Source organism: Microbacterium sp. AK031, assembly GCF_024807145.1.
Lineage (GTDB): Bacteria > Actinomycetota > Actinomycetes > Actinomycetales > Microbacteriaceae > Microbacterium.
The window spans coordinates 776,853-797,301 of record NZ_JANUCA010000001.1; the positions used below are offsets into that span (position 1 = coordinate 776,853).

A 20,449-nucleotide genomic window follows, 5' to 3' on the forward strand; every position below is an offset into this window, starting at 1 on the left:
GCCCCGTCCTGCGCTGAAGCAGTCGGGGCCGTTCTCGTTTCCGGACCTTATTCGGCCGTGATCGTGCTCTCGGAGAACGCGGCCGTTGCAGCCTTCTCCTCGCGTCCGAGCGTGATGGCACGGACGATCTGGATGATGCCGAGGACGACGAGCGTGATCCCCAGGATCCACCAGAGCGCGACCGCTGCGAGCAAGGGCGAGAAGATCACGATGATGCCCGCGACGATGCTGAGGATCGCGTAGATGATCGTCCACACTCTCGAACCGTCCTTGTTGAGCAACGTGAGCGAGACGACACCGTCGACGATCCAGCTGACGCCGATGAAGATGACGGTGATGAACGCCAGCGTGACCGTGACGGCAGCGAGATTCGTGAAGGCGATGACACCGGCGGCGATGTAAAGCACACCGAGCACGATGTGACCGACTCGCGCCCAACCGCCCTTCTTGCCGGAGAAGATGCCGAGGCCGACGTAGACGATGCCGGCGAGGATTAGGTATGCCGCGATGATGCCGGTCACGAGAACGGCCGTCTTCAACGGCCAGACAAGGAGAACGATTCCGGCGATCAGCGCGATGGCGCCGGATATTGCGAGTGTGATGCGAATCGACTTGAAGAACGACTTCGCCTCGGCGAGCGTTTCAGACATGTGTACAGCCTTTCTGAGAAGGTCCTGTGAAGGATGCGCTCAGCGTATCGCGCACTCCGTTCGAAATGTCGTCGGTCCGTGGGAGTATCAGAAATGTGCTGACACAGAACGTCGACCAGCAGCGACTGCGAGAGCTGGCAGTCATGCGACGTGTGCGCGATCGCATCGATCGCGAGTATGCGAGGCCACTCGACGTCGAGGCATTGGCGCGCGGAGTGCACATGTCTCCGGGGCATCTGAGCAGACAGTTCAAGGCCACGTACGGAGAATCACCGTACTCGTACCTCATGACGCGAAGAGTCGAGCGCGCGATGGCTCTGTTGAGGCGGGGCGATCTCAGCGTGACGGATGTCTGCTTCGAGGTCGGCTCCTCTTCACTCGGCACATTCAGCACGCGATTCACTGAACTCGTCGGAGTGCCGCCGAGCGTGTATCGCGAGCGTGCCGCTGATGTGTCCGGCATCCCGAACTTCCAGATCAAACACGTCACGAGACCGATCAGGAATCAAGAAGCGCCGCGCACCGGTGCCAATCTAACCTGGGCATCATGAACATCACCATCCACTACGCCTTCCTGCCGCACACTGACGCCGAGGCGGCACTCGGGTTCTACCGTGACACCCTCGGATTCGAGTTGCGCAAGGACGTCGGCTACGACGGTATGCGCTGGCTGACCGTCGGACCTGTCGAGCAACCGCAGACATCCATCGTCCTGCATCCGCCGGCAACCGACCCGGGGATCAGCGACGACGAACGGCGCACGATCCTCGAGCTCATCGCGAAAGGCAGCTACGGAGCGCTCACTCTCGCGAGCGACGACCTCGACGCGCTGTTCGACCAGCTCGTCGCCGGCGGTGCCGATATCGTGCAGGAGCCGATGGACCAGCCGTACGGTGAGCGCGACTGCGCCGTGCGCGACCCTTCCGGCAACCTGCTCCGTATCAACCAGGTCGCCTGACACCACTCGCCTCGACGCCCCCGATCACCCGCAGAAAGAAGACGATGGCCGACCTTTTGCATTCCGCCGATTCCCATGACCTGATCCGTGTGCAGGGCGCGCGGGAGAACAATCTCAAAGAGGTCAGCGTCGAGATCCCGAAACGACGTCTCACAGTGTTCACCGGGGTGTCCGGTTCCGGCAAGAGCTCGCTCGTGTTCGACACGATCGCTGCCGAGTCGAGGCGCATGATCGATGAGACCTACAGCGCGTTCGTGCAGGGGTTCATGCCATCGGTTCCACGCCCGGACGTCGACGTGCTCGAAGGGCTCACGACCTCGATCATCGTGGATCAGGAGCGACTCGGCGCGAATCCGCGATCGACTGTCGGCACGGTCACAGATGCGAACGCCATGCTCCGCATCCTGTTCAGCAAGTTGGGTCAGCCCTACATCGGCGGGCCGACGGCGTTCTCGTTCAACATTCCCACCCAGAAGGCCAGCGGCGTGATGACCGGACCCGGGGGTGAGAAGAAGATCGTCAAGGATGCCATCTATCTCGGCGGCATGTGCCCGAGGTGCGAGGGCAGGGGAGCGGTCTCCGACCTCGACCTCGCGCAGATCGTGGACGAGTCGAAGTCGCTGGACGAGGGCGCGATCATGGTCCCTGGCTACACAGCGGATGGCTGGATGGTGAAGGGGTTCTCACAGTCCGGCTTCTATCCGGCCGACAGGCCGATCGCGGACTTCACGGAGAAGCAGCGGCATCTCTTCCTCTATGGCGAGATCACCAAGGTGAAGATCTCGGGCATCAACATGACCTATGAAGGGCTCATCCCGAAGATCACCAAGTCGATGCTGTCGAAGGATCTCGATGCGTTGCAGCCGCACATCCGCGCGTTCGTCGAGCGGGTCGCGACCTTTGCGACCTGCCCGGAGTGCGACGGTACGCGGCTCACCGAAGGTGCACGGTCCTCGAAGATCGCCGGAGTCAGCATCGCGGATGCATGCCGGATGCAGGTGACTGATCTCGACTCGTGGGTTCGCGGACTGGACATGCCCGAGGCCGGCCCGCTGCTGACAGCACTCAGCGCGAATCTGGGGGCGTTCGTCACTCTCGGACTCGGATATCTGAGTCTTGATCGTCCTTCCGGCACGCTGTCCGGGGGAGAGGCGCAGCGGATCAAGATGCTGCGCCATCTCGGGTCATCCCTCACGGATGTCACGTACGTGTTCGACGAACCGACCATCGGGCTTCATCCGCACGACATCCAGCGCATGAACACTCTGCTGTTGCAGCTGCGGGACAAGGGCAACACGGTGCTCGTCGTGGAGCACAAGCCGGAGACGATCGCTATCGCCGACCACGTCGTCGACCTCGGTCCCGGTGCGGGTTCAGCGGGCGGAGAGATCTGCTTCGAGGGCGCGCTCGACGGATTACGTGCGAGCGGCACGCTCACCGGCACTCACCTCGATGACAGAGCGTCGCTGAAGGAGTCGGTTCGAGAGAAGACCGGCGCGATCGAAGTACGCGGCGCCGACGAGAACAACCTGCAGGACGTCGATGTCGACATCCCGACCGGAGTTCTGACAGTGGTCACGGGTGTCGCGGGTTCGGGAAAGAGCTCGCTGATCCATGGTTCGGTGACGGGCCGTGAGGGCGTGGTGGCGATCGATCAGAGCACGATCAAAGGCTCAAGGCGCAGCAACCCGGCAACGTATACCGGCATGCTCGAGCCGATCCGGAAGGCCTTCGCGAAGGCCAACGGAGTGAAGCCTGCGCTGTTCAGCGCGAACTCCGAGGGCGCCTGCCCGTCGTGCAAGGGATCCGGCGTCATCGTTACCCAACTGGGGTTCATGGACACGATCGAGACCCCGTGCGAGGACTGCGGAGGCAAGCGCTTCCAGGCCGGAGTTCTGGAGTACAAGCTCGCAGGCAAGGACATCACTGAGGTGCTGGATCTGCCGGTCAGCGAGGCGCGACAGTTCTTCTCAGACGGCGAAGCGAAGATCCCTGCGGTGGTCGCGATCCTCGGGCGACTGGAAGATGTCGGACTCGGGTACCTGTCGCTCGGCCAGCCGCTCTCGACGCTGTCGGGTGGTGAACGTCAGCGCGTGAAACTGGCGATCCAGATGGGGGAGAACGGCGATGTGTACGTGCTCGACGAGCCCACCACCGGTCTGCATCTCGCTGACGTCGACAAGATCCTCGGCCTCCTGGACCGACTCGTGGATGCCGGAAAGACGGTCATCGTGATCGAGCATCATCAGGCCGTCATGGCCCACGCCGATTGGATCATCGACATCGGCCCGGGCGCCGGACACGACGGCGGACGCGTGGTGTTCGAGGGTGCGCCGGCTGACCTCGTCGCCGCGAAGTCGACGCTGACGGGGGAACACCTCGCTCAGTACGTCGGAGCGTGAACGCAGTCGGATGTAGCGGGATGCGTCTGTCCTGCGCTCATCTGCTCGGCTGCAGCAGTCGCAGGGCGTCGATGAACGCCGTTCGGCTCTGTTCATCGAGCGGAGCAAGAACTTCCTCCTGGATGGCGGTCATGACCGCCAAGAGATCCTGGTGCCGAGCGCGCCCTGAGTCGGTGATCTCCACGACGTTGCGACGAGCGTCATCAGGATCCGGTCGTCGCTCGATCAATCCGTCCTCAGCGAGTGCCGCCAGTATGACGGAGACGTCGCGTCGATCCATTCGCGCGAGTGATCCGATGGCGACCTGAGACAGGGGAGTGGCTGCCGAGAGGACTTCAAGGATGCGGTAGTCGTATCCGCGCGCCCCGACCTCCGAGAGCCTGGCCAAGAGGATGTCGTGGGCCCGAAGGCTTGCCTGGGCCAGCAGCCAGGTCGGCAGATCGTGTAGCAAGCTCATATCCGATCAATCTGTTGGTTTCCCCAACGATATGGTACGTTGGCGGCACCAACGATACGCGAAGCCATGATGCTATCGCCTCTGTCTCAGGAGGTACATGGCGCCTGATCCTCGCCGAGACGCTCGCGGCCGCCGCTGAAGCGCATGCCGCGTGTAGCGAAGTTGTTGATCGACAGTCAACACGTTCTGGCGTCAGCTCGGAAGATCGAGCTGAGCAGCGACGCTGAATATGAACTCCATGAATCTCGCCGTATGGCGGCGCATGTCAACTCCGAGATCGATCGTCGGCTCACGAATGCGGATCGCGCGTCAACGGTACATTCGCGCAGAGCCGTTCGCGACGTTGTGGCCCGCATTGGCAAGCGTGGCTTCTCTTCGAGTGCACGCTCCGGCTATAGCTGATAATGCACATTATGTCAGCTGGTGGGAAAGCCACCGGTCGCCACGGTTCCCCACGTCCTGGGTCACCTCGTCACCATCCACCTGGAAGCCGAATGCTCTCACACCAGGATCCCTGAGCTCCCTCTCCCCGCAGCCGCTCGTTCCTGATTAAATTCGCTGGGAGCCACATCCGAGCGCCCGAATCGCCGTGGCGTTGCGCTGGGCCGGCACGCGAATGACAACGCTCCCGGACTGGGGATCATCATGTTCGAGCACCTCATGGCGACGGCCGTGTTGCCGGCGGCGGATCTCGACCGCGCGAAGCGCTGGTGGCACGACGTTCTGGGTCGCGACCGGGTCTACGCCGACACCGATTCAGGCAACCTGTTCTACGACGTCGGCGGCACAACGGTGCTCGTGTACCAGACCGACTTCGCCGGCACCGCACAGAACACCGCGTTCACCCTCGTGACAGACGATCTCGACCGCGATGCGACTGCGCTGCGCACGCAAGGTGTCGTCTCCCATGATTACGACTTCCCCGGTCTGAAGACCGTGGACGGGATCGCCGCGATCAGCTCTGGAGGTCGAACACCCACTCATTCATCATGAGTGTCGCCGCGCGGAATACATCGGCACGTTGCCCGGTCAGCGTGAAGCCGGTATTGCGGCATAACGCGTTCGACGGCGCATTGTTCTCGTCGGGAAACGCAGTGAGCAAGCGTCGACCATCAGCATGCGCTCGGGCGTCGTCGATGAGAAGCGTCAATGCTGCCGAACCCGCTCCCCTCCCCTGCGCTTCGGGGACGATGAACCAGCCCGCCTCGAACACTTCTTGATATGCAGCGTCATCTCGGGAGTGTTCCCACGATGAAGCAGCCCGGCGTCGTTCTCGGACCACCGGCGCAGGTGGATGTCGCTCATGCACTGATGATGGCACGACGTCCCGACATCGCTGACGGCGTGGGCACGTCGAGGTCAGCGGTGTTCATCCGCTGCGTCCAGGATGCTGCGCATGGTCGCCAGATCGATCCGCGAGGTCTCGCCGCCGTAGGTCTCCTCGATGTGGAACACGAGCCCGTGCCGTTCGCAGAATGCCGCCGTCTTCTCCAACCGTGGCGCAACCTGCACGTGGTCGTTTCCGAACAGCTCGGCGGCGTACACGTCGCGACCCGCAAGGATCGCCGAGCTCAGCTCCACCGACGAGCGTCCTGTGATGCCGTAGAGCTCTTTCAGCAGCGGCGGAGCGAGCCGCGGACGGTCCTCGATGACGATCGCGATGGAGGGAGATTCGGCCATGTTCCATTTCACCATGCCACGCGGTGACGACCATCCAGGCGGTGCATCGCTCGAAGCGAGAATCGTCGCAGAAGCCCGCGAGTAAGCTGAAACGCGTGAGCACGACCCCCGCCTCCCCTGTTTCAACGATCGGGTGGAGAGCGTGGCTGATCTGGTCGGTCGGCGTCGCGGCGTACATGCTCGCGATCACCAACCGCACATCGCTCGGCGCCGTCGGCGTGGATGCGGCGGAGCGGTTCCAGGCGGATGCGTCGACGCTCTCGCTTTTCGCTGTCGTGCAGCTCGCCGTCTACGGCGGCATGCAGATTCCGATCGGTGTGCTGCTCGACAAGTACGGCGCGCGACCGATCATCACGATCGGCATGATCCTGATGGCATTCGGACAGCTCACGATCGCGATCTCACCCAGCATCGGCATCGCCATCGTCGCGCGTATCCTCCTGGGCGCAGGCGACGCCGCCGTGTTCCCCGCTGTGCTGCGCCTCATTGCGATCTGGTTTCCGGCTCAGCGAGGTCCGGTCATGGTGCAGTTCACGGGCGTCATCGGACAATCGGGGCAGCTCATCGCTCTGATCCCGCTCGCCGCACTCCTGCACGCGACCACCTGGTCGGTCACCTTCGGCAGCATCGCCGGTCTCGCCATCCTCTTCGCCATCCTCGTATGGGTCGTGATCCGCAACCGCCCGCCAGAGCTCCACACCGACATCACCGTCAACACCGACACCGGTGTCATACGCGTCGTGACATCCGCCATCGATACCGGTGTGGGCATCCGCGCGGCGTGGGCGCATCCTGGTACGAGGTTGGCCTTCTGGTCGCACTTCACCACGCCATTCGCGGGCACGGCGTTCGTTCTGCTCTGGGGCATGCCGTTCCTCACTGCGGGCGAGGGCGTCACCACAGCGCAGGCGGCCACCATCATCTCGGTATATGTCGTTTCTGGCATGATTCTCGGTCCGATCATCGGAAACCTGTCCGGACGCATGCCGAATCAACGATCCATCGCGCTGGTGCTCCCTGCCATCGCGATCCAGATGATCGTGTGGCTCGTCGTGCTTCTCGTGCCTGGACCGGCGCCTCTCTGGCTTCTCTACGTCCTCGCAGTCGCACTCGCCACCGGTGGTCCCGCATCGATGATCGCGTTCGACCATGCCAGGACGCACAATCCTGCGCACCGGCTCAGCACGGCCACAGGCCTCACGAACGGCGGTGGGTTCATCTCCGCACTGATCGCGATCTTCCTCATCGGCCTCGCGCTCGATCTGCAGGGCGCCGGCACGCCTGACACCTACTCGCTGGACGCGTTCCGCATCGCGTTTCTGGCGCAGGTACCGATCTGGCTGGTGGGCGCCGCGTTCATCCTCATCGAGCGCAAACGCACCCGTATTCGAATAGGTCTCGACCCGGACCGAAAGGCGAGAAGATGACCGACCGCTTCAGCTTCGCGCAGAGTGACGAGCGCATAGACCGCGCACGCGTGCACCAGTGGCTCAGCGAAGAGTCGTACTGGGCGAAGGGGCGCACCCGCGCAGTACAGGATGCCGCGATCGATGCCTCTCGCAACTACGGAGTGTGGGACGCACGCACAGGCGAGCAGGCCGCCTATGCACGGGTCGTCACCGACGGCGTGACATTCGCCTGGCTGTGCGACGTCTTCGTCGCCTCAGAAGCGCGCGGCAACGGCATCGGCAAACTCCTCGTTCAGGGGGTCATCGCGGACCTTGAACCGATGGGCCTGCGCCGAATGCTGCTCGCCACGGCCGATGCTCACGGGTTGTACGCACAGCACGGCTTCGCCGTCTCGGACGACCCGAACCGTTACATGATTCGGGCGATGTCCTGACGGCGAAGCCGTTCAGACGTGTGGATCCTTCAGACGTGTGGATCCTTCAGACGTGTGGATCCTTCAGACGTGTGGATCCTTCAGACGTGTGGATCCTTCAGACGTGTGGATCCTTCAGATGTCTGATGCTGCGTCGTTGGACGACGACGACTGGCGGGTGGTGCGCTCTCCCACTGTCGGGTCGACCGTCGTATGTGTGACGGTGTCCTCTCGACGGCGCCGGGCCAGCAGCACCAGCCCGATCAGGAACACGACGACGCCGGCTCCCATCAGGATGTAACCGACCAGATCGAGATTCACCCATTCCACTTCGACGTTCACCGCGAATGTGAGAATCGCGCCGATCACGAAGAGGACGACTCCAGTGCCGATACTCATGTGCGCATTCCTTCCCGGTGCCGACCGTCGACACCCCGATGACGAGCCGAACGCTCGTTCGGTGTTACGACCATGCCAGGCAGCGAGGAGATGGCGAAGGGGGTTGACACCGCGCCCAATCGTCGAGGCGGCACTGCAGGTCGACTCCGACTGTTCACCGGAGCGGAGTCCATCCGAACGGCAGCGCGTCGTCTGACGCTGCCCGCTCTCGGTCGACCGCCGCTGACCACCCCTGTGCAGCATCCCTCTCGTCGAATCCGCCCCGTGCCAGTCGCATCCCGACGTCTTCGTGATGCATACGCGGCGCTCCCCCGCGTCTGACCGAGGCACGCACACTCCATGCGTCGTCCGCGTATCCGCCACCGCGGAACACGCGATAGTCGTCGTAGCGGGCCGGATCGAGCAAGTCCCAGCACCACTCCCACACGTTCCCCAGGGTGTCGAACAGGCCGTGGAGATTGGGCATCTTGCCGCCCACATCCTGCGGCGCGGCCACCGCGTCAGCTGTCGTCCACGCCACGTCGGTGAGCAGACCGTAATGCGGAGCCGTCGAGCCCGCGCGGCAGGCGTACTCCCACTCCGCCTCGGTGGGCAGCCGGTAACCGTCGCTGTCGACGTGCCACGTGATGTCCTCGCCGTCGAACGAATAGGCGGGGTCAAGCCCTTCCCATTCGGATGCCGCATTGCAGAAGCGCAACGCGCGCAACCAGCTCAGATCCGCCGCAGGGCGACGAGGATGACGCGACGCGATTCCGAGGATCTCGGCCAGCTGCTCCTCAGTGACCGCGAACACACCGATCTCGAAGGACTCGAGCGACACCGTGCGGTGAAGATCACGCCGTGCGTCGTGCAGCGTGACCTCTCCCGCAGGCAAGTGAGCCATCTCGATGTCGCTCATGCGGCGATGCCCTTCTGCAGCTGCAGGTTGATCGTGATTCCTTGCGACAGCACAGCGACCTCAATGGGGAGCTCGTTCGACCCATGAGGGATGCTTGGCGGCACGGCCATCGCCCGAGGAGGTCCGCGTCAGCCGTCGCCTGACCCACGGGCCGACATGCTCCCGGTAGTAGGCGAGCCCGACCGCTCCCCCGACGCTCTTCGCACTCGGCGCCCACCACTCCGCCGGCGGTTCGTAGCCGAGCGCGTCGAGCACCCTGGCAGCCACGCGATGGTGACCTGCCGCATTCATGTGCAGTCGGTCCTCTGACCAGTAGGGGCTGCGTGCCAGCTCGCGATCGGGCCAGTTCAGAGCCCGTACGACGTCAGGACGGTTCGCTATCCGGCGCAGCACCGCAGCCGAGAGCTCATCGCCTCGTCGTTGGATCATGGATCCCATCGGCAGCTGTCCGGCAGGATTCGCGCCGGACAGCAGAATGAGCGTGACACCCTGCTCATCGCATCGGCGCAGAACGCGGGAGAACGCGTCTGCGATGTGCTCGAGGTCGGTCCGAGGCCGTAGCATGTCGTTGCCGCCGCCGTTGAAGGAAAGATGCGTGGGGTTGAGCGCGAGTGCGGGTTCGAGCTGCTCCTCGACGATCGCCCAGGCCAGCTTGCCGCGGATCGCCAGGTTCGCATAATGGATCGTGTGGCCGGCAGCATCCGCCCATCCCTGTGCGGCGATGTCCGCCCACCCGCGGACCCGGCCATCAGGCAAATCGTCGCCGACGCCCTCGGTGAACGAGTCGCCGATTGCCACGAACCTCACATCACTCACCGAACCAGCCTATGCCCGCGCGCGGACATGGCGGCTCATCGATCGTCGAGCGCCTGACCTCGTCGATCCACCAGCCCCCATGTCACGATCGCCGCGACGACGAAGAAACCCGCGAAGATCGCGAAGAGCAGCGGTGCTCCCCCGGCGGCCAGCAGTACGGGCACGACCAGAGGCGCGACGATCGAGGCGATCCGGCCGACACCGGCCGCCCACCCTGCTCCGGTGCCGCGCAGCGACGTGGGATAGATCTCGGGTGTCACGGCGTACAGTGCGCCCCATGCCCCGAGGTTGAAGAACGACAGCGCCATCCCCGTCGCGATGATCGAACCGACGCCGGTCGCGGTTCCGAAAAGAACGGCGGATACGGCGGAGCCGGCGAGGAAGACCGACAGCGTCGTTCTGCGACCCCACACCTCGATCAACCAGGCTGCCACGGCATACCCCGGCAACTGCGCAAGCGTGATGAGCAGTGTGAAGCCGAAGGATCGCACGAGGTCGTACCCTGCATCGACGAGGATGCTGGGAATCCAGATGAATGCGCCGTAGTAGGCGAAGTTCACGCAGAACCAGATCACCCAGATGCACAGGGTCCGCACGCGGAACTCGGGATACCAGAGGGTACCGAGTCGTGTTGCCGCGTCGTCTGCGATGACCCGAGCCGCTGGAGCCTTGTGGATGAGCGGGCCGCCGGTGATCCCCGCGTCGGCCTCGAATGTCGATACGATCCGATCTGCCTCGGCGATCTTTCCACGGGAGGCGAGCCAACGTGGCGACTCAGGGAGCCCCCAGCGCACGACGATGGCGTACACCGCCGGCACAGCACCCAGGGCGAACGCCCAGCGCCAGCCAGACTCGGATGCCGGGATGACGAAGTAGCCGATGAGCGCTGCAGCCGTCCATCCGACCGCCCAGAATGCCTCCAGGATGACGATGAGGCGACCGCGGATACGGCGCGGAGCGAACTCGCTGACGTAGGTCGACGCGACCGGTAGCTCCGCACCGAGCCCGAGGCCGACGAAGAACCGCAGCACGAGCAGCATCGCCAATCCGCCGACGAGGGCGCTGGCCCCAGTGGCGACCCCGTAGATCAGCAGTGTGATGGCGAAGACCTGCCGTCGGCCGAGGCGATCTGCCAGCAGGCCGCCGAGCGTCGCGCCGATCGCCATGCCGATGAACCCGACCGAGGCGATCCACCCCGTCTCCGTCTTGGACAGATCCCACTGCTGTGCGAGCGCCGCGATGACGAACGAGATGAGTCCGACATCCATCGCATCCAGGGCCCAGCCGACGCCGGAGCCCGAGAGCACCTTGAAGTGCCGGCGCGTGAACGGGAGGCCATCGAGACGCTCGCCCAACGACGCGCGGCTCGGGATGCCGGGATTGCTCATTTCAGCAGGTCTCTGACACGAGGGACCACCTCGGTGCCATACAGCTCGATGCTGCGCATCATCTGCTCATGCCCGAGGGTGCCGGTGGAGTATTTGAGATCGAACCTGCCGATTCCCAGGGTGCGGATGGTGTCTGCGATCTTCGCGGCGACGCGTTCGGGAGAACCGGAGTAGATCGCGCCCGCCGGACCCACGTCGTTCTGGAACCGCGCGCGGCTGTACGTCGGCCAGCCTCGCTCCTTGCCGATCGTGTTGTTCATGGCCTCGAACCCTGAGTACGCAGCATTCCAGGCTTCCTCGTCGTTGTCGGCGATATGTCCCGGCGAGTGCACGGCGATCGGATGCTCCGGCGTGCCGAAGGCAGCGATCGAGCGTCGGTACAGCTCGACGAATGGCGTGAACAGAGCAGCAGGGCCGCCGATGATCGCAAGCATCAGTCCGACACCATGCCGCGCGACACGCACGACCGATTCAGGGCTCCCCCCGACGCCCACCCAGGTGCGAAGGCCGTTCTCGGTCTTCGGGAACACATCGGCGTCGACGAGGGCCGGGCGCATGGTGCCCGACCAGGTGACAGGCTTCTCCTTGGCCAACTCGACGAAGAGTTCGAGCTTCTCCTCGAACAGCGCCTCGTAATCACGCAAGTTGAATCCGAAGAGCGGAAACGACTCGGTGAACGAGCCGCGGCCGAGCACGACTTCTGCGCGACCTCCGGACAGCGCGTCCAACGTCGCGAATCGTTCGTACACCCGCACCGGGTCGTCAGAGGACAGCACGGTGACCGCCGTGCCCAATCTGATCCGCTCGGTGCGCGATGCGATGGCGGCCAGGACCATCTCGGGGGCCGAGACGGCGAACTCTTCGCGGTGGTGCTCGCCCACCCCGAAGAAATCGACGCCGACGCGGTCGGCGAGTTCGGCCTGGTCGACGATGTTGCGTATCGTCTGCGCCGCAGTGAGGAGCCGCCCGTCAGCGTCGAGAGTGATGTCGCCGAACGTGTCCAGGCCGAACTCGAGTGCCATGTGCCGCTACCTGCTCACGAGAGCCGTGCGAAGCGTGTCGAGCCCGACCCCGCCGAGATCCAGAGCACGCTTGTGGAACTGCTTGATGTCGAACGCATCGCCCTGCTGCGCCTGGTACGCGTCTCGCACCTGCTCCCAGATGCGCTGGCCCACCTTGTACGACGGTGCCTGGCCTGGCCAGCCGAGGTAACGGTTGACTTCGAACCGCACGAACTCATCCGACATGTTCACGTTGCGGCGCATGAACTCGAGCGCGTAATCGGCGTCCCAGACGCCGGTGCCGTCCAGTCGCGGCTTGCCCAGGTGGACACCGATGTCGAGCACGACGCGGGCCGCGCGCATGCGCTGTCCGTCGAGCATGCCCAGCCGGTCGGCTGGATCGTCAAGGTAGCCGAGTTGCTGCATGAGTCGTTCGGCGTAGAGCGCCCAGCCCTCGGCATGTCCGGACGTGCCCGCCAGGAGTCGGCGCCACGAGTTCAACTCGGCGCGGTTGTACACCGCCTGCCCGATCTGCAGATGGTGACCGGGAATGCCTTCGTGGTAGACGGTCGTGAGCTCACGCCAGGTGTCGAACTCGCTGACGCCCTCCGGCACCGACCACCACATGCGTCCAGGCCGTGAGAAGTCATCCGTCGGGCCGGTGTAGTAGATGCCGCCTTCCTGCGTGGGGGCGATCATGCACTCGAGCGTGCGGATCTGCTCCGGAATGTCGAAGTGCGTTGCGCCGAGTTCGGCGACCGCACGATCGCTGGTCTCCTGCATCCAGCGCTGCAGAGCCTCGGTGCCGTGCAGTTTGCGCGACGGATCGGACTCCAGATGCGCCACCGCCTCCTCGACGGTGGAGCCCGGCAGGATCTCGGTCGCGATCGCCGTCTGCTCGGACACCATGCGGGCGAGCTCTTCGCGGCCCCACTCGTACGTCTCGTCGAGATCGATCTCGGCACCGAGGAATCGGCGGGAGTTGAGTGCGTAGAGCTCGCGACCCACAGCATCCACATCGCTCGCGGCCGGCGCGAGGGTGCCGGTGAGGAAGGTCTTCAAATCGTCATAGGCGACGCGCGCCGCCGACGCGCTGTCGGCGAGTTCGCGTGCGAGGGATGCCGGGAGCTCGCCCTCGTCCGGCGTCGCACCGGCGACGAACGCGGCGAAGAAGCCGTCGTCTGCCGTGTACCGCACGATCTGGTCTGCGACCTCGACGACCTGGCGCCGCGCGGGGACGATGCCCCTGGCGATGCCCTCACCCAACGTCGCGGTGTAACCGCGAAGCGCACTCGGCACTGCCGACAGACGCTTCACGATGACCGACCAGTCATCGGCCGTAGAGGTCGGCATGAGGTCGTACACCTGACGGATGTCCTGCGCGGCGGACTCGATCACGTTGAGATCGCGGAGGTGCCACTGCGCCTCATGGAACTCGAGCTCGAGATTCAGCTCACTGCTGAGATCCGCCTTGGTGACCTCATCGACCGCATCGACCGGAGAGAGGGTCTCGAGCGTGCTGAGCGTCTTGCGCACCTCGGCCGCGTACTGTTCCTGACCATCAGGGCTCAGATCGGCGTAGCGATCGTTGGCGTCGTTGCGTCCGATATACGTGCCGACGGTGGGCACGAGGTCCACCATGGTGTCGACCCATTCTTCTGCGACCTTGTCGATCGCCGAGGGCGTGCGGGGGGTAGTCGTCATGCACTTCAGCGTAGCGCCGCGGATGAGCGAACGGACTGCGTACAGACGCTCAGTGCGCCGCTTCGTTCCAATCGTGACCTCGGCCTACCTGGACGTCGAGCGGAACGGACAGATCCGCCGCATCTGCCATGCGGGTACGCACGATCTTCTCCGTCGCGTCCCACTCCCCCGGCGCCACCTCGACCACGAGCTCGTCGTGGATCTGCAGAAGAACCCGTGAGCGCAGCTCGGCCGCCTGCAGGTCTGCGTGGATCTCGTACAGAGCGACCTTCATGATGTCGGCCGCGCTGCCCTGGATGGGCGCGTTGAGCGCCGCACGCTCGGCATTCTCGCGCAGCACGCGGTTGGGGCTGCTGAGGTCGGGGAAAGGACGACGGCGACCGAAGATCGTCTCGGTGTAGCCGACTTCTTTCGCCTTCACGACCGACGCGCGCAGGTAGTCGCGTACGGCACCGAAGCGCGCGAAGTACTCCAGCATCAGCTGCTTCGCCTCGGACTGCTCGATACGCAGCTGCTTCGACAGGCCGAAGGCGGAGAGCCCGTAGACCAGACCGTACGACATGGCTTTGACCTTGGTCCGCATCGCGGACGTGACCTCGGACGGCTCGACGCCGAAGACACGTGACCCGACGAACCTGTGCAGGTCCTCGCCGCTGTTGAACGCTTCGATCAGACCAGCGTCACCCGAGAGATGCGCCATGATGCGCATCTCGATCTGCGAGTAGTCGGCGGTCAGCAGAGTCTCATAGCCCTCGCCCACTTCGAACGCACTGCGGATGCGGCGGGACTCCTCTGTGCGCACCGGGATGTTCTGCAGGTTGGGGTCGGTGCTGGAGAGCCGGCCCGTCTGGCTGCCCGTCTGCACATATGTCGTGTGCACGCGGTGATCGTCACGTATCGCCGTGTCCAAAGACTCGATGATCTGCCGGAGCTTGGTCGCCTCGCGATGCTGCAGCAGCAGGTCGAGGAAGGGATGCGGGTGGCTCTCCTGCAGGTCGGCGAGCACCGCGGCATCTGTCGAGTACCCGGTCTTCGTCTTGCGCGTCTTCGGAAGCTGGAGGTCTTCGAAAAGCACCTCCTGCAGCTGCTTGGGCGAGCCGAGATTGAATTCGCGGCCGACCAGGGCGAATGCGTCGGTGGCGAGGCCCTCGGTACGCGCGGCGAGCTCGCTCGAGAATGTCGAGAGCACCTCGTGCGACACCGCCACACCTGAGATCTCCATATCGGCGAGCGTGAGCAGCGTGGGCAGTTCGATGCCGGTGAGCACGTTCGCCACCGACTCCGGCAGATCGTCGCGCAGCGCGGCCGCGGTGCGCAGCGTGAACCAGGCTTCCTGCGACGGCGTCGCACCATCGGTCTCCGGGACGAGCTGAGTCGGGTCGGCCACCGGCAGCTTCTCACCGAGGTAGCGATCGACCAGGTGCGCGAGGGTCTTGTCGGGGAAGCTCGGACGCAGCAGCCACCCGGCGAGAAGGGTGTCGTAGGACAACCCACCCAGCCGGATGCCTGCGCGGTGCAGCGCTTTCACCTGCGGCTTCGCGTCATTGAGGACCTTCGCAGCGTACGACTCGAGCCAGTGACGCAGCGCGTCTGCGGTCGCCTCGCTCCAGTCGGTCTCGCGAAGTTCGGTCAGGCTGGCGACGCCGATGCGGGATATCTCGCCGGCGGCCGTGACGAGTGTGACTGCCAGCTCATCGCTCTGCTCTCCGAGCCACTGCGCGAGGTCGGTCACGGAAGCCTCGACGGGGGCCGGCAGCGCGACCGCCGGCTCATCGTGAACGGGCTCATCACCGGCGCCGACTGCGTCGAACACCCGCGGAAGCAGGGTGCGGAACTCCAGACGCGCGAAGATGTCCCGCACGGCCTGTGCATCGATCGGAGCGACGGCGAGGTCGGCAGGCGCGACGGTCAGCTCGACGTCGGTGAGCAGGCGATTGAGCTGACGGTTACGTCGCACAGCTTCCGTGTGCTCGCGCAGGTTGCCGCCGACGACGCCCTTGATCTCCTCCGAGCGTTCGAGCAGCTCGTCGAGGCTGCCGAACTGGGTCAACCACTTGACCGCGGTCTTCTCCCCCACCTTGGGAACACCGGGCAGGTTGTCGCTGGTCTCCCCGACCAGCGCGGCGATGTCGGGATACTGCTCCGGGCGCACGCCGTACCGCTCTTGCACTGTTGCGGGGTCGTAGCGCTTGAGCTGCGAGACGCCCTGAACGGACGGGTAGAGCAGCGTGACCTTGTCGTTCACGAGCTGGATCGTGTCGCGGTCACCGGAGACCAGGAGCACGTTGTAGCCCTGCTCGGCGCCCTGCACCGCCAGCGTGGCGAGGATGTCATCGGCCTCGATCCCCTCCTTCGTGATTACAGGGATAGACATCGCGGCCAGAACGTCTTGCAGCAACGGCACCTGGCCGCGGAACTCCTGCGGCGATTCGGACCGGGTCGCCTTGTACTCGGGGTAGGCGTCGGTGCGGAACGAGTGCCGCGACGTGTCGAAGGCGATCGCCATGTGCGTCGGCTTCTCGGCCTTGATCAGGTTCACGAGCATCGACAGGAAGCCGTAGATGGCGTTGGTGTGCTGATGGTCCTTCGTGGTGAAGTTCTCGACCGGAAGCGCGAAGAACGCGCGGTAGGCGAGCGAATGGCCGTCGACGACCATGAGGGTAGGCTTTGCTGCGGAGTCCGTCACCCTGTCAGCCTAACTAGGACGACGGACACGCGCTGAGGAGGACACGTGAGTGACACGACCCTGACACCCGGGTTGCAGTGGGTCATGGAACGCGGAATGGGCACGCTGGCGGAACGAATGGGCATCGAGTTCACCGAGTTCACGATCGAACGCAGCGTCGCCACCATGCCGGTGGAGGGAAACACCCAGCCGGTCGGTCTCCTGCACGGCGGCGCGTATGTGGTTCTCGGCGAGTCGCTCGGCTCGATGGCCGCGAACCTCCATGCCGGTCCAGGGCGCCTGGCCGTCGGAGTCGACATCAACGCCACGCATACGTGCTCCGCCAGATCCGGCGTCGTGACCGGTGTGTGCACGCCGATCCATCTGGGGCGCAGCGTGACAGTTCACGAGATCGTCGTGACGGACGAACAGGGCCGCCGTTGCTCGACCATCCGCATCACGAACATGATCAAGGAAATGCCCGAGCGCTGAGTCCGCCGGTTCAGTTGTCCGAGAGAATCCGCTGGAACAGCAGGTGGTCCTGCCACTCCCCCGCGATCCGCAGATATTTCGGCGCCATCCCGAACTGTTCGAAGCCGTTGCGCAGCAGCACCCGCTGCGATGCGGTGTTGTCGAGAAGCGTGCCGGCCTGCAGACGGTGCAGCTCCAGCTCAGCGCGGGCATAGTCGATGACGATGGCTACGGCTCGGCTCATCACTCCGCGGCCCGCAAACGATGCATCGATCCAGTAACCGAGATCCGCGCTGTGGAACGCACCTCTGACGACATTGTTGACGTTGGCGACGCCCAGGATCCGGCCGTCTTCGTGAGCGAGCACGAAGCGGGCGGCACGCCCGTCTGAGTGATCCCGCAGGAACTGCGTCACCAGGGCGTTGTGCCACTCGACCGTGTAGAAGCTCTCGTCGCGTACCGGATCCCAGCGCTCGAGATGCGCACGGTTGGCGTCATAGGCGGCGGCGTATGCAGCCGCGTCGCCGGGTTCGACCAGACGGAGACGGATGCCGTCGCCGAGGTCGAACGTCACTTCTTGGGCGCGAGCTGCTCGATGATCGCCTTGGCGACGTCCTGCATTGTCAGACGGCGATCCATCGACGCCTTCTGAATCCAGCGGAATGCCTCGGGCTCACTGAGGCCCATCTTCTCGTTGAGCAGACCCTTGGCGCGGTCGACGAGCTTGCGCGTCTCGAACCGCTCGACCATGTCGGCGACCTCGGCCTCGAGCGTGATGATCTGCTCGTGGCGGGCGAGTGCGATCTCGATCGCAGGGAGAAGGTCGTTCGGAGTGAACGGCTTGACCACGTACGCCAGGGCGCCGGCCTCGCTCGCGCGCTCAACGAGCTCCTTCTGGCTGAAGGCCGTGAGAAGCACGACGGGAGCGATGTTGCCCTTGTGCAGCTTCTCCGCAGCGCTGATGCCGTCCAACTGGGGCATCTTCACGTCCATGATGACGAGGTCCGGCCGAAGTTCGGTGGCCAGTGCCACTGCGGTCTCACCGTCACCGGCCTCACCGACGACGTCGAATCCGTTGTCGCGAAGGATCTCCACGATGTCGAGACGGATCAGCGATTCGTCTTCGGCGACGACGACGCGTCGCGGGGCGGATGCCGTGGGCTGCTCAGCCGGTTCTGCCTGTTCTTGCTCGGTCACGACTCCATTCTAGTCGAGACCTGAGGGCGACCAGTCGCAGGAACCCGCCGAACGCACCGGACCGGTCTTCGTCCTGCGCTAAAGTCGTAGACGCACCACGCGCCGGCGTGGCGGAATGGTAGACGCGGAGCACTCAAAATGCTTTGTTCGAAAGGACGTGCGGGTTCGAGTCCCGCCGCCGGCACAATCGTGGCGAAGGCGATCATCACGTCACCTCGATGACTCGGATGGAGCAGCCACCCCGTATGGATCCGCGCTTGTCGCCCCTGTGGCGCCGCTGGGATGTACTGGTCGAGGCAGCTCTCGTCGGATTGGCGTTCGTTCCCGGCGTGGAGCGTAAGGGAGTCGATCTGGCCGAACTGCCCGATCGGGCGATGGACGCGCTGGGTTGGATGCTCCTTCTCGCACAGGGCGCGACGGTGGCGCTGCTGCAACGCCGGCCTGCAGCCCGTCTCGCCGTCGTCGGCTCCGCATTCGGCGCATACCAGTTGCTCGGCTATCCGACGACGTTCGCTGCGTTGGGTCTGCTGGTCTGCGTCGTCGGAGCCGGAGCGCTCGTGCGCCCGTCACCGACGAGTGACGATCGGGTGCGCGGCAGGCGGCTATGTGCTTCTCTGCAGTGCGTTGACGTGGGTCGGCTCACCGGCATCCCTGCTGGACCACGTCGTCTTCGGATTGCTGCTGGCGTCGTTGCGGGTGGTTGGCGCTTAGCTGCACAGTCGTGCTCTGGCTCAACGGCATCGGAGTGCGGAAGCCGCGCTCGCTGCCGCCCTGGCGGAGCGCTGACGCATCGCCAGGGAACTGCACGATGTGATCACGCATCACGTGACCGCGATGGTGGTGCAGGCCGATGCCGCGCAGTTCGCAGCGAACGAGAGCGAACGAACGAGGACGACGCTCGCCACGATCGGCGAGACGGGAAGAGCCGCGCTCACCGATCTTCGAGGCCTCCTCGGCGCGTTGGACGCGGCGGCGGATGCATCACCAGGAGATGACTCGGCGAGAATGCCGGCGATCACCGATGTCGAGGAACTCGTGGAACGCGCGCGAGCGGGGGGCCAGCCGGTCGAATTCGCTCGAGAGGGAGAGCTGCGCACCGTGGATGCCGCGTCAGCACTCGCTGTCATCCGGGTCGTGCAAGAAGCCCTGACGAATACGATCAAGCACGCGTACGGCGCCGCCACCCTGGTGCGCATCCGTTACTAGGAGAGGGAGATCGACGTGACGGTCACAACCGAGGCGGCCACAGCGCCCGGACTGGGGAGCGGCAGCGGTCACGGCCTCATCGGCCTGCGCGAGCGCATCGCGCTCGTCGGCGGGCGATTCGAAGCAGGTCACGTCGGCGCCGGGTTCGTCGTGCATGCCCGGATCGACGGATGAGCACGCCGAGCGGCGTCGCGCCGATCCGCGTGGTGGTGTGCGACGACCAGGATCTCGTGCGCACCGGGTTCGTCACGATCATCGACAACCCAGCCAAAGTGGTGATCGTCACGACGTTCAATCTCGACGCGCTGGTCTTCGACGCGCTGAGGGCGGGCGCCAGCGGATTCCTTTTGAAGGATGCCAGGCCAGTGGAACTTCTCGATGCGATCCGTACCGTCGCCGCCGGCGAGTCGCTGCTGTCGCCCACTGTGACGCGCACGCTCATCGCCGAGGGGCTCTCCAATGCGGAGATCGCGCTCGCGCTCGTCATCAGTCACGAGACGGTCAAGCCGTATGTCTCGCGGATCCTCAGCAAGCTTGATCTCCGCGATCGCGTTCAGGACGACGCTGACCACACCCCTGAGAGGCCTCGGGGCCCGGCTGGTTGACCGGTGGGGACTTCGGGCCCGAGGCGAGCATCGTCGCCGTGATCGTCTGCTCGATCGCGACCGCTGTGCTTCTCCGTATCGCCCATCGTCGAGGTCGTATCCTCGTCGGTCGCAGGCGCCAGATCCCGTC

24 protein-coding genes and 1 tRNA gene are annotated in these 20,449 nt (G+C 64.8%); 11 read left to right on the forward strand and 14 right to left on the reverse strand.

Features of this window, described 5'->3' with window-relative positions:
* Window positions 1-47: 47 nt before the first annotated feature.
* Window positions 48-650, reverse strand: a complete 603-nt coding sequence (locus HDC95_RS03715; RefSeq protein ID WP_259061820.1) for an HdeD family acid-resistance protein — start codon at window positions 648-650, stop codon at window positions 48-50.
* A gap of 65 nt (window positions 651-715) precedes the next feature.
* Between HDC95_RS03715 and HDC95_RS03720 the strand changes: the two genes are divergently transcribed.
* The 3 genes from HDC95_RS03720 to HDC95_RS03730 are packed head-to-tail and all read left to right on the forward strand — an operon-like array spanning window position 716 to window position 4,010.
* Window positions 716-1,201 carry a helix-turn-helix transcriptional regulator gene (locus HDC95_RS03720; RefSeq protein WP_259062212.1) on the forward strand — a complete coding sequence of 162 codons (486 nt, stop codon included), beginning with the start codon at window positions 716-718 and terminating at the stop codon, window positions 1,199-1,201.
* On the forward strand, window positions 1,198-1,608 hold the full coding sequence (locus HDC95_RS03725; RefSeq protein WP_259061821.1) for a VOC family protein: 411 nt from the start codon (window positions 1,198-1,200) through the stop codon (window positions 1,606-1,608). The genes HDC95_RS03720 and HDC95_RS03725 overlap by 4 nt, the downstream gene beginning before the upstream one ends.
* Window positions 1,609-1,652: 44 nt before the next feature.
* Complete coding sequence (locus tag HDC95_RS03730) at window positions 1,653-4,010, forward strand: excinuclease ABC subunit UvrA (protein WP_259061822.1); 2,358 nt, start codon at window positions 1,653-1,655, stop codon at window positions 4,008-4,010.
* A gap of 37 nt (window positions 4,011-4,047) precedes the next feature.
* Here the strand turns inward: HDC95_RS03730 and HDC95_RS03735 are convergent, their stop codons facing one another.
* Complete coding sequence (locus tag HDC95_RS03735; protein ID WP_259061823.1) at window positions 4,048-4,467, reverse strand: MarR family winged helix-turn-helix transcriptional regulator; 420 nt, start codon at window positions 4,465-4,467, stop codon at window positions 4,048-4,050.
* Window positions 4,468-5,112: 645 nt separating this feature from the next.
* On the opposite strand from HDC95_RS03735, the gene HDC95_RS03740 reads away from it, so the two are divergent.
* Window positions 5,113-5,460, forward strand: coding sequence for a VOC family protein (locus HDC95_RS03740; protein ID WP_259061824.1), 348 nt, complete (start codon window positions 5,113-5,115; stop codon window positions 5,458-5,460).
* Here HDC95_RS03740 and HDC95_RS03745 read toward each other — a convergent pair.
* Both HDC95_RS03745 and HDC95_RS03750 read right to left on the reverse strand, forming a co-directional pair.
* The gene (locus HDC95_RS03745; protein WP_310503226.1) at window positions 5,423-5,788 is read right to left on the reverse strand and encodes a GNAT family protein; all 366 of its coding nucleotides are present in this window, start codon (window positions 5,786-5,788) and stop codon (window positions 5,423-5,425) included. The genes HDC95_RS03740 and HDC95_RS03745 overlap by 38 nt on opposite strands.
* Window positions 5,789-5,826: 38 nt before the next feature.
* A complete protein-coding gene (locus HDC95_RS03750; RefSeq protein WP_259061826.1) occupies window positions 5,827-6,147 on the reverse strand; it encodes a hypothetical protein in 321 nt (106 codons plus the stop codon).
* A gap of 176 nt (window positions 6,148-6,323) precedes the next feature.
* Here HDC95_RS03750 and HDC95_RS03755 point away from each other — a divergent pair, with 176 nt between their 5' ends.
* Both HDC95_RS03755 and HDC95_RS03760 read left to right on the forward strand, forming a co-directional pair.
* Window positions 6,324-7,574, forward strand: a complete 1,251-nt coding sequence (locus tag HDC95_RS03755) for a nitrate/nitrite transporter (RefSeq protein WP_396652668.1) — start codon at window positions 6,324-6,326, stop codon at window positions 7,572-7,574.
* Window positions 7,571-7,990, forward strand: coding sequence for a GNAT family N-acetyltransferase (locus HDC95_RS03760; protein ID WP_259061828.1), 420 nt, complete (start codon window positions 7,571-7,573; stop codon window positions 7,988-7,990). Before HDC95_RS03755 ends, HDC95_RS03760 begins: the two co-directional genes overlap by 4 nt.
* A gap of 114 nt (window positions 7,991-8,104) precedes the next feature.
* Here HDC95_RS03760 and HDC95_RS03765 read toward each other — a convergent pair whose 3' ends face one another.
* The 7 genes from HDC95_RS03765 to polA all read right to left on the reverse strand — a co-directional run bounded on the left by HDC95_RS03765 (window position 8,105) and on the right by polA (window position 16,831).
* A complete protein-coding gene (locus HDC95_RS03765; protein ID WP_259061829.1) occupies window positions 8,105-8,368 on the reverse strand; it encodes a DUF6458 family protein in 264 nt (87 codons plus the stop codon).
* Between the two features lie 154 nt (window positions 8,369-8,522).
* Window positions 8,523-9,266, reverse strand: a complete 744-nt coding sequence (locus HDC95_RS03770) for a formylglycine-generating enzyme family protein (RefSeq protein WP_259061830.1) — start codon at window positions 9,264-9,266, stop codon at window positions 8,523-8,525.
* 60 nt (window positions 9,267-9,326) lie between these two features.
* Window positions 9,327-10,082, reverse strand: a complete 756-nt coding sequence (locus tag HDC95_RS03775; protein WP_259061831.1) for an SGNH/GDSL hydrolase family protein — start codon at window positions 10,080-10,082, stop codon at window positions 9,327-9,329.
* A 35-nt stretch (window positions 10,083-10,117) separates the two neighbouring features.
* Entirely contained in the window at window positions 10,118-11,470 is a 1,353-nt protein-coding gene (locus HDC95_RS03780) for an MFS transporter (protein ID WP_259061832.1), read from the reverse strand.
* On the reverse strand, window positions 11,467-12,492 hold the full coding sequence (locus tag HDC95_RS03785; RefSeq protein WP_259061833.1) for an LLM class flavin-dependent oxidoreductase: 1,026 nt from the start codon (window positions 12,490-12,492) through the stop codon (window positions 11,467-11,469). Before HDC95_RS03785 ends, HDC95_RS03780 begins: the two co-directional genes overlap by 4 nt.
* Window positions 12,493-12,498: 6 nt before the next feature.
* Window positions 12,499-14,175 (reverse strand): DUF885 domain-containing protein, encoded by a 1,677-nt coding sequence (locus tag HDC95_RS03790; RefSeq protein ID WP_259061834.1) that lies wholly within the window; start codon window positions 14,173-14,175, stop codon window positions 12,499-12,501.
* Window positions 14,176-14,224: 49 nt separating this feature from the next.
* Entirely contained in the window at window positions 14,225-16,831 is a 2,607-nt protein-coding gene (gene polA / locus HDC95_RS03795; protein WP_259062213.1) for a DNA polymerase I, read from the reverse strand.
* A 114-nt stretch (window positions 16,832-16,945) separates the two neighbouring features.
* On the opposite strand from polA, the gene HDC95_RS03800 reads away from it, so the two are divergent.
* Window positions 16,946-17,332 (forward strand): hotdog fold thioesterase, encoded by a 387-nt coding sequence (locus HDC95_RS03800; protein ID WP_259062214.1) that lies wholly within the window; start codon window positions 16,946-16,948, stop codon window positions 17,330-17,332.
* Window positions 17,333-17,342: 10 nt separating this feature from the next.
* Here HDC95_RS03800 and HDC95_RS03805 read toward each other — a convergent pair whose 3' ends face one another.
* The gene (locus HDC95_RS03805; protein WP_259061835.1) at window positions 17,343-17,885 is read right to left on the reverse strand and encodes a GNAT family N-acetyltransferase; all 543 of its coding nucleotides are present in this window, start codon (window positions 17,883-17,885) and stop codon (window positions 17,343-17,345) included.
* Window positions 17,882-18,508, reverse strand: coding sequence for an ANTAR domain-containing response regulator (locus HDC95_RS03810; protein WP_033107049.1), 627 nt, complete (start codon window positions 18,506-18,508; stop codon window positions 17,882-17,884). Before HDC95_RS03810 ends, HDC95_RS03805 begins: the two co-directional genes overlap by 4 nt.
* 101 nt (window positions 18,509-18,609) lie before the next feature.
* Here HDC95_RS03810 and HDC95_RS03815 point away from each other — a divergent pair.
* Window positions 18,610-18,692: transfer RNA gene (locus tag HDC95_RS03815), tRNA-Leu, on the forward strand.
* Window positions 18,693-19,147: 455 nt separating this feature from the next.
* Here HDC95_RS03815 and HDC95_RS03820 read toward each other — a convergent pair.
* The gene (locus HDC95_RS03820; protein WP_259061836.1) at window positions 19,148-19,333 is read right to left on the reverse strand and encodes a hypothetical protein; all 186 of its coding nucleotides are present in this window, start codon (window positions 19,331-19,333) and stop codon (window positions 19,148-19,150) included.
* A 9-nt stretch (window positions 19,334-19,342) separates the two neighbouring features.
* Here HDC95_RS03820 and HDC95_RS03825 point away from each other — a divergent pair, with 9 nt between their 5' ends.
* The 3 genes from HDC95_RS03825 to HDC95_RS03835 are packed head-to-tail and all read left to right on the forward strand — an operon-like array spanning window position 19,343 to window position 20,319.
* The gene (locus HDC95_RS03825) at window positions 19,343-19,714 is read left to right on the forward strand and encodes a hypothetical protein (RefSeq protein ID WP_259062215.1); all 372 of its coding nucleotides are present in this window, start codon (window positions 19,343-19,345) and stop codon (window positions 19,712-19,714) included.
* A 15-nt stretch (window positions 19,715-19,729) separates the two neighbouring features.
* On the forward strand, window positions 19,730-19,888 hold the full coding sequence (locus HDC95_RS03830) for a hypothetical protein (protein WP_259061837.1): 159 nt from the start codon (window positions 19,730-19,732) through the stop codon (window positions 19,886-19,888).
* A complete protein-coding gene (locus HDC95_RS03835; RefSeq protein WP_259061838.1) occupies window positions 19,885-20,319 on the forward strand; it encodes a response regulator transcription factor in 435 nt (144 codons plus the stop codon). Before HDC95_RS03830 ends, HDC95_RS03835 begins: the two co-directional genes overlap by 4 nt.
* Window positions 20,320-20,449 lie beyond the last annotated feature (130 nt).

Coding starts and splice junctions, on each gene's coding strand:
- HDC95_RS03790 (WP_259061834.1), bottom strand. CDS start 14,175: ATGACGACTACCCCCCGCACGCCCTCGGCGATCGACAAGGTCGCAGAA.
- HDC95_RS03715 (WP_259061820.1), bottom strand. CDS start 650: ATGTCTGAAACGCTCGCCGAGGCGAAGTCGTTCTTCAAGTCGATTCGC.
- HDC95_RS03765 (WP_259061829.1), bottom strand. CDS start 8,368: ATGAGTATCGGCACTGGAGTCGTCCTCTTCGTGATCGGCGCGATTCTC.
- HDC95_RS03785 (WP_259061833.1), bottom strand. CDS start 12,492: ATGGCACTCGAGTTCGGCCTGGACACGTTCGGCGACATCACTCTCGAC.
- HDC95_RS03800 (WP_259062214.1), top strand. CDS start 16,946: ATGGAACGCGGAATGGGCACGCTGGCGGAACGAATGGGCATCGAGTTC.
- HDC95_RS03720 (WP_259062212.1), top strand. CDS start 716: ATGTCGTCGGTCCGTGGGAGTATCAGAAATGTGCTGACACAGAACGTC.
- HDC95_RS03780 (WP_259061832.1), bottom strand. CDS start 11,470: ATGAGCAATCCCGGCATCCCGAGCCGCGCGTCGTTGGGCGAGCGTCTC.
- HDC95_RS03730 (WP_259061822.1), top strand. CDS start 1,653: ATGGCCGACCTTTTGCATTCCGCCGATTCCCATGACCTGATCCGTGTG.
- HDC95_RS03740 (WP_259061824.1), top strand. CDS start 5,113: ATGTTCGAGCACCTCATGGCGACGGCCGTGTTGCCGGCGGCGGATCTC.
- HDC95_RS03725 (WP_259061821.1), top strand. CDS start 1,198: ATGAACATCACCATCCACTACGCCTTCCTGCCGCACACTGACGCCGAG.
- HDC95_RS03750 (WP_259061826.1), bottom strand. CDS start 6,147: ATGGCCGAATCTCCCTCCATCGCGATCGTCATCGAGGACCGTCCGCGG.
- HDC95_RS03735 (WP_259061823.1), bottom strand. CDS start 4,467: ATGAGCTTGCTACACGATCTGCCGACCTGGCTGCTGGCCCAGGCAAGC.
- HDC95_RS03825 (WP_259062215.1), top strand. CDS start 19,343: ATGGTGGTGCAGGCCGATGCCGCGCAGTTCGCAGCGAACGAGAGCGAA.
- HDC95_RS03755 (WP_396652668.1), top strand. CDS start 6,324: ATGCTCGCGATCACCAACCGCACATCGCTCGGCGCCGTCGGCGTGGAT.
- HDC95_RS03760 (WP_259061828.1), top strand. CDS start 7,571: ATGACCGACCGCTTCAGCTTCGCGCAGAGTGACGAGCGCATAGACCGC.
- polA (WP_259062213.1), bottom strand. CDS start 16,831: ATGGTCGTCGACGGCCATTCGCTCGCCTACCGCGCGTTCTTCGCGCTT.
- HDC95_RS03770 (WP_259061830.1), bottom strand. CDS start 9,266: ATGAGCGACATCGAGATGGCTCACTTGCCTGCGGGAGAGGTCACGCTG.
- HDC95_RS03835 (WP_259061838.1), top strand. CDS start 19,885: ATGAGCACGCCGAGCGGCGTCGCGCCGATCCGCGTGGTGGTGTGCGAC.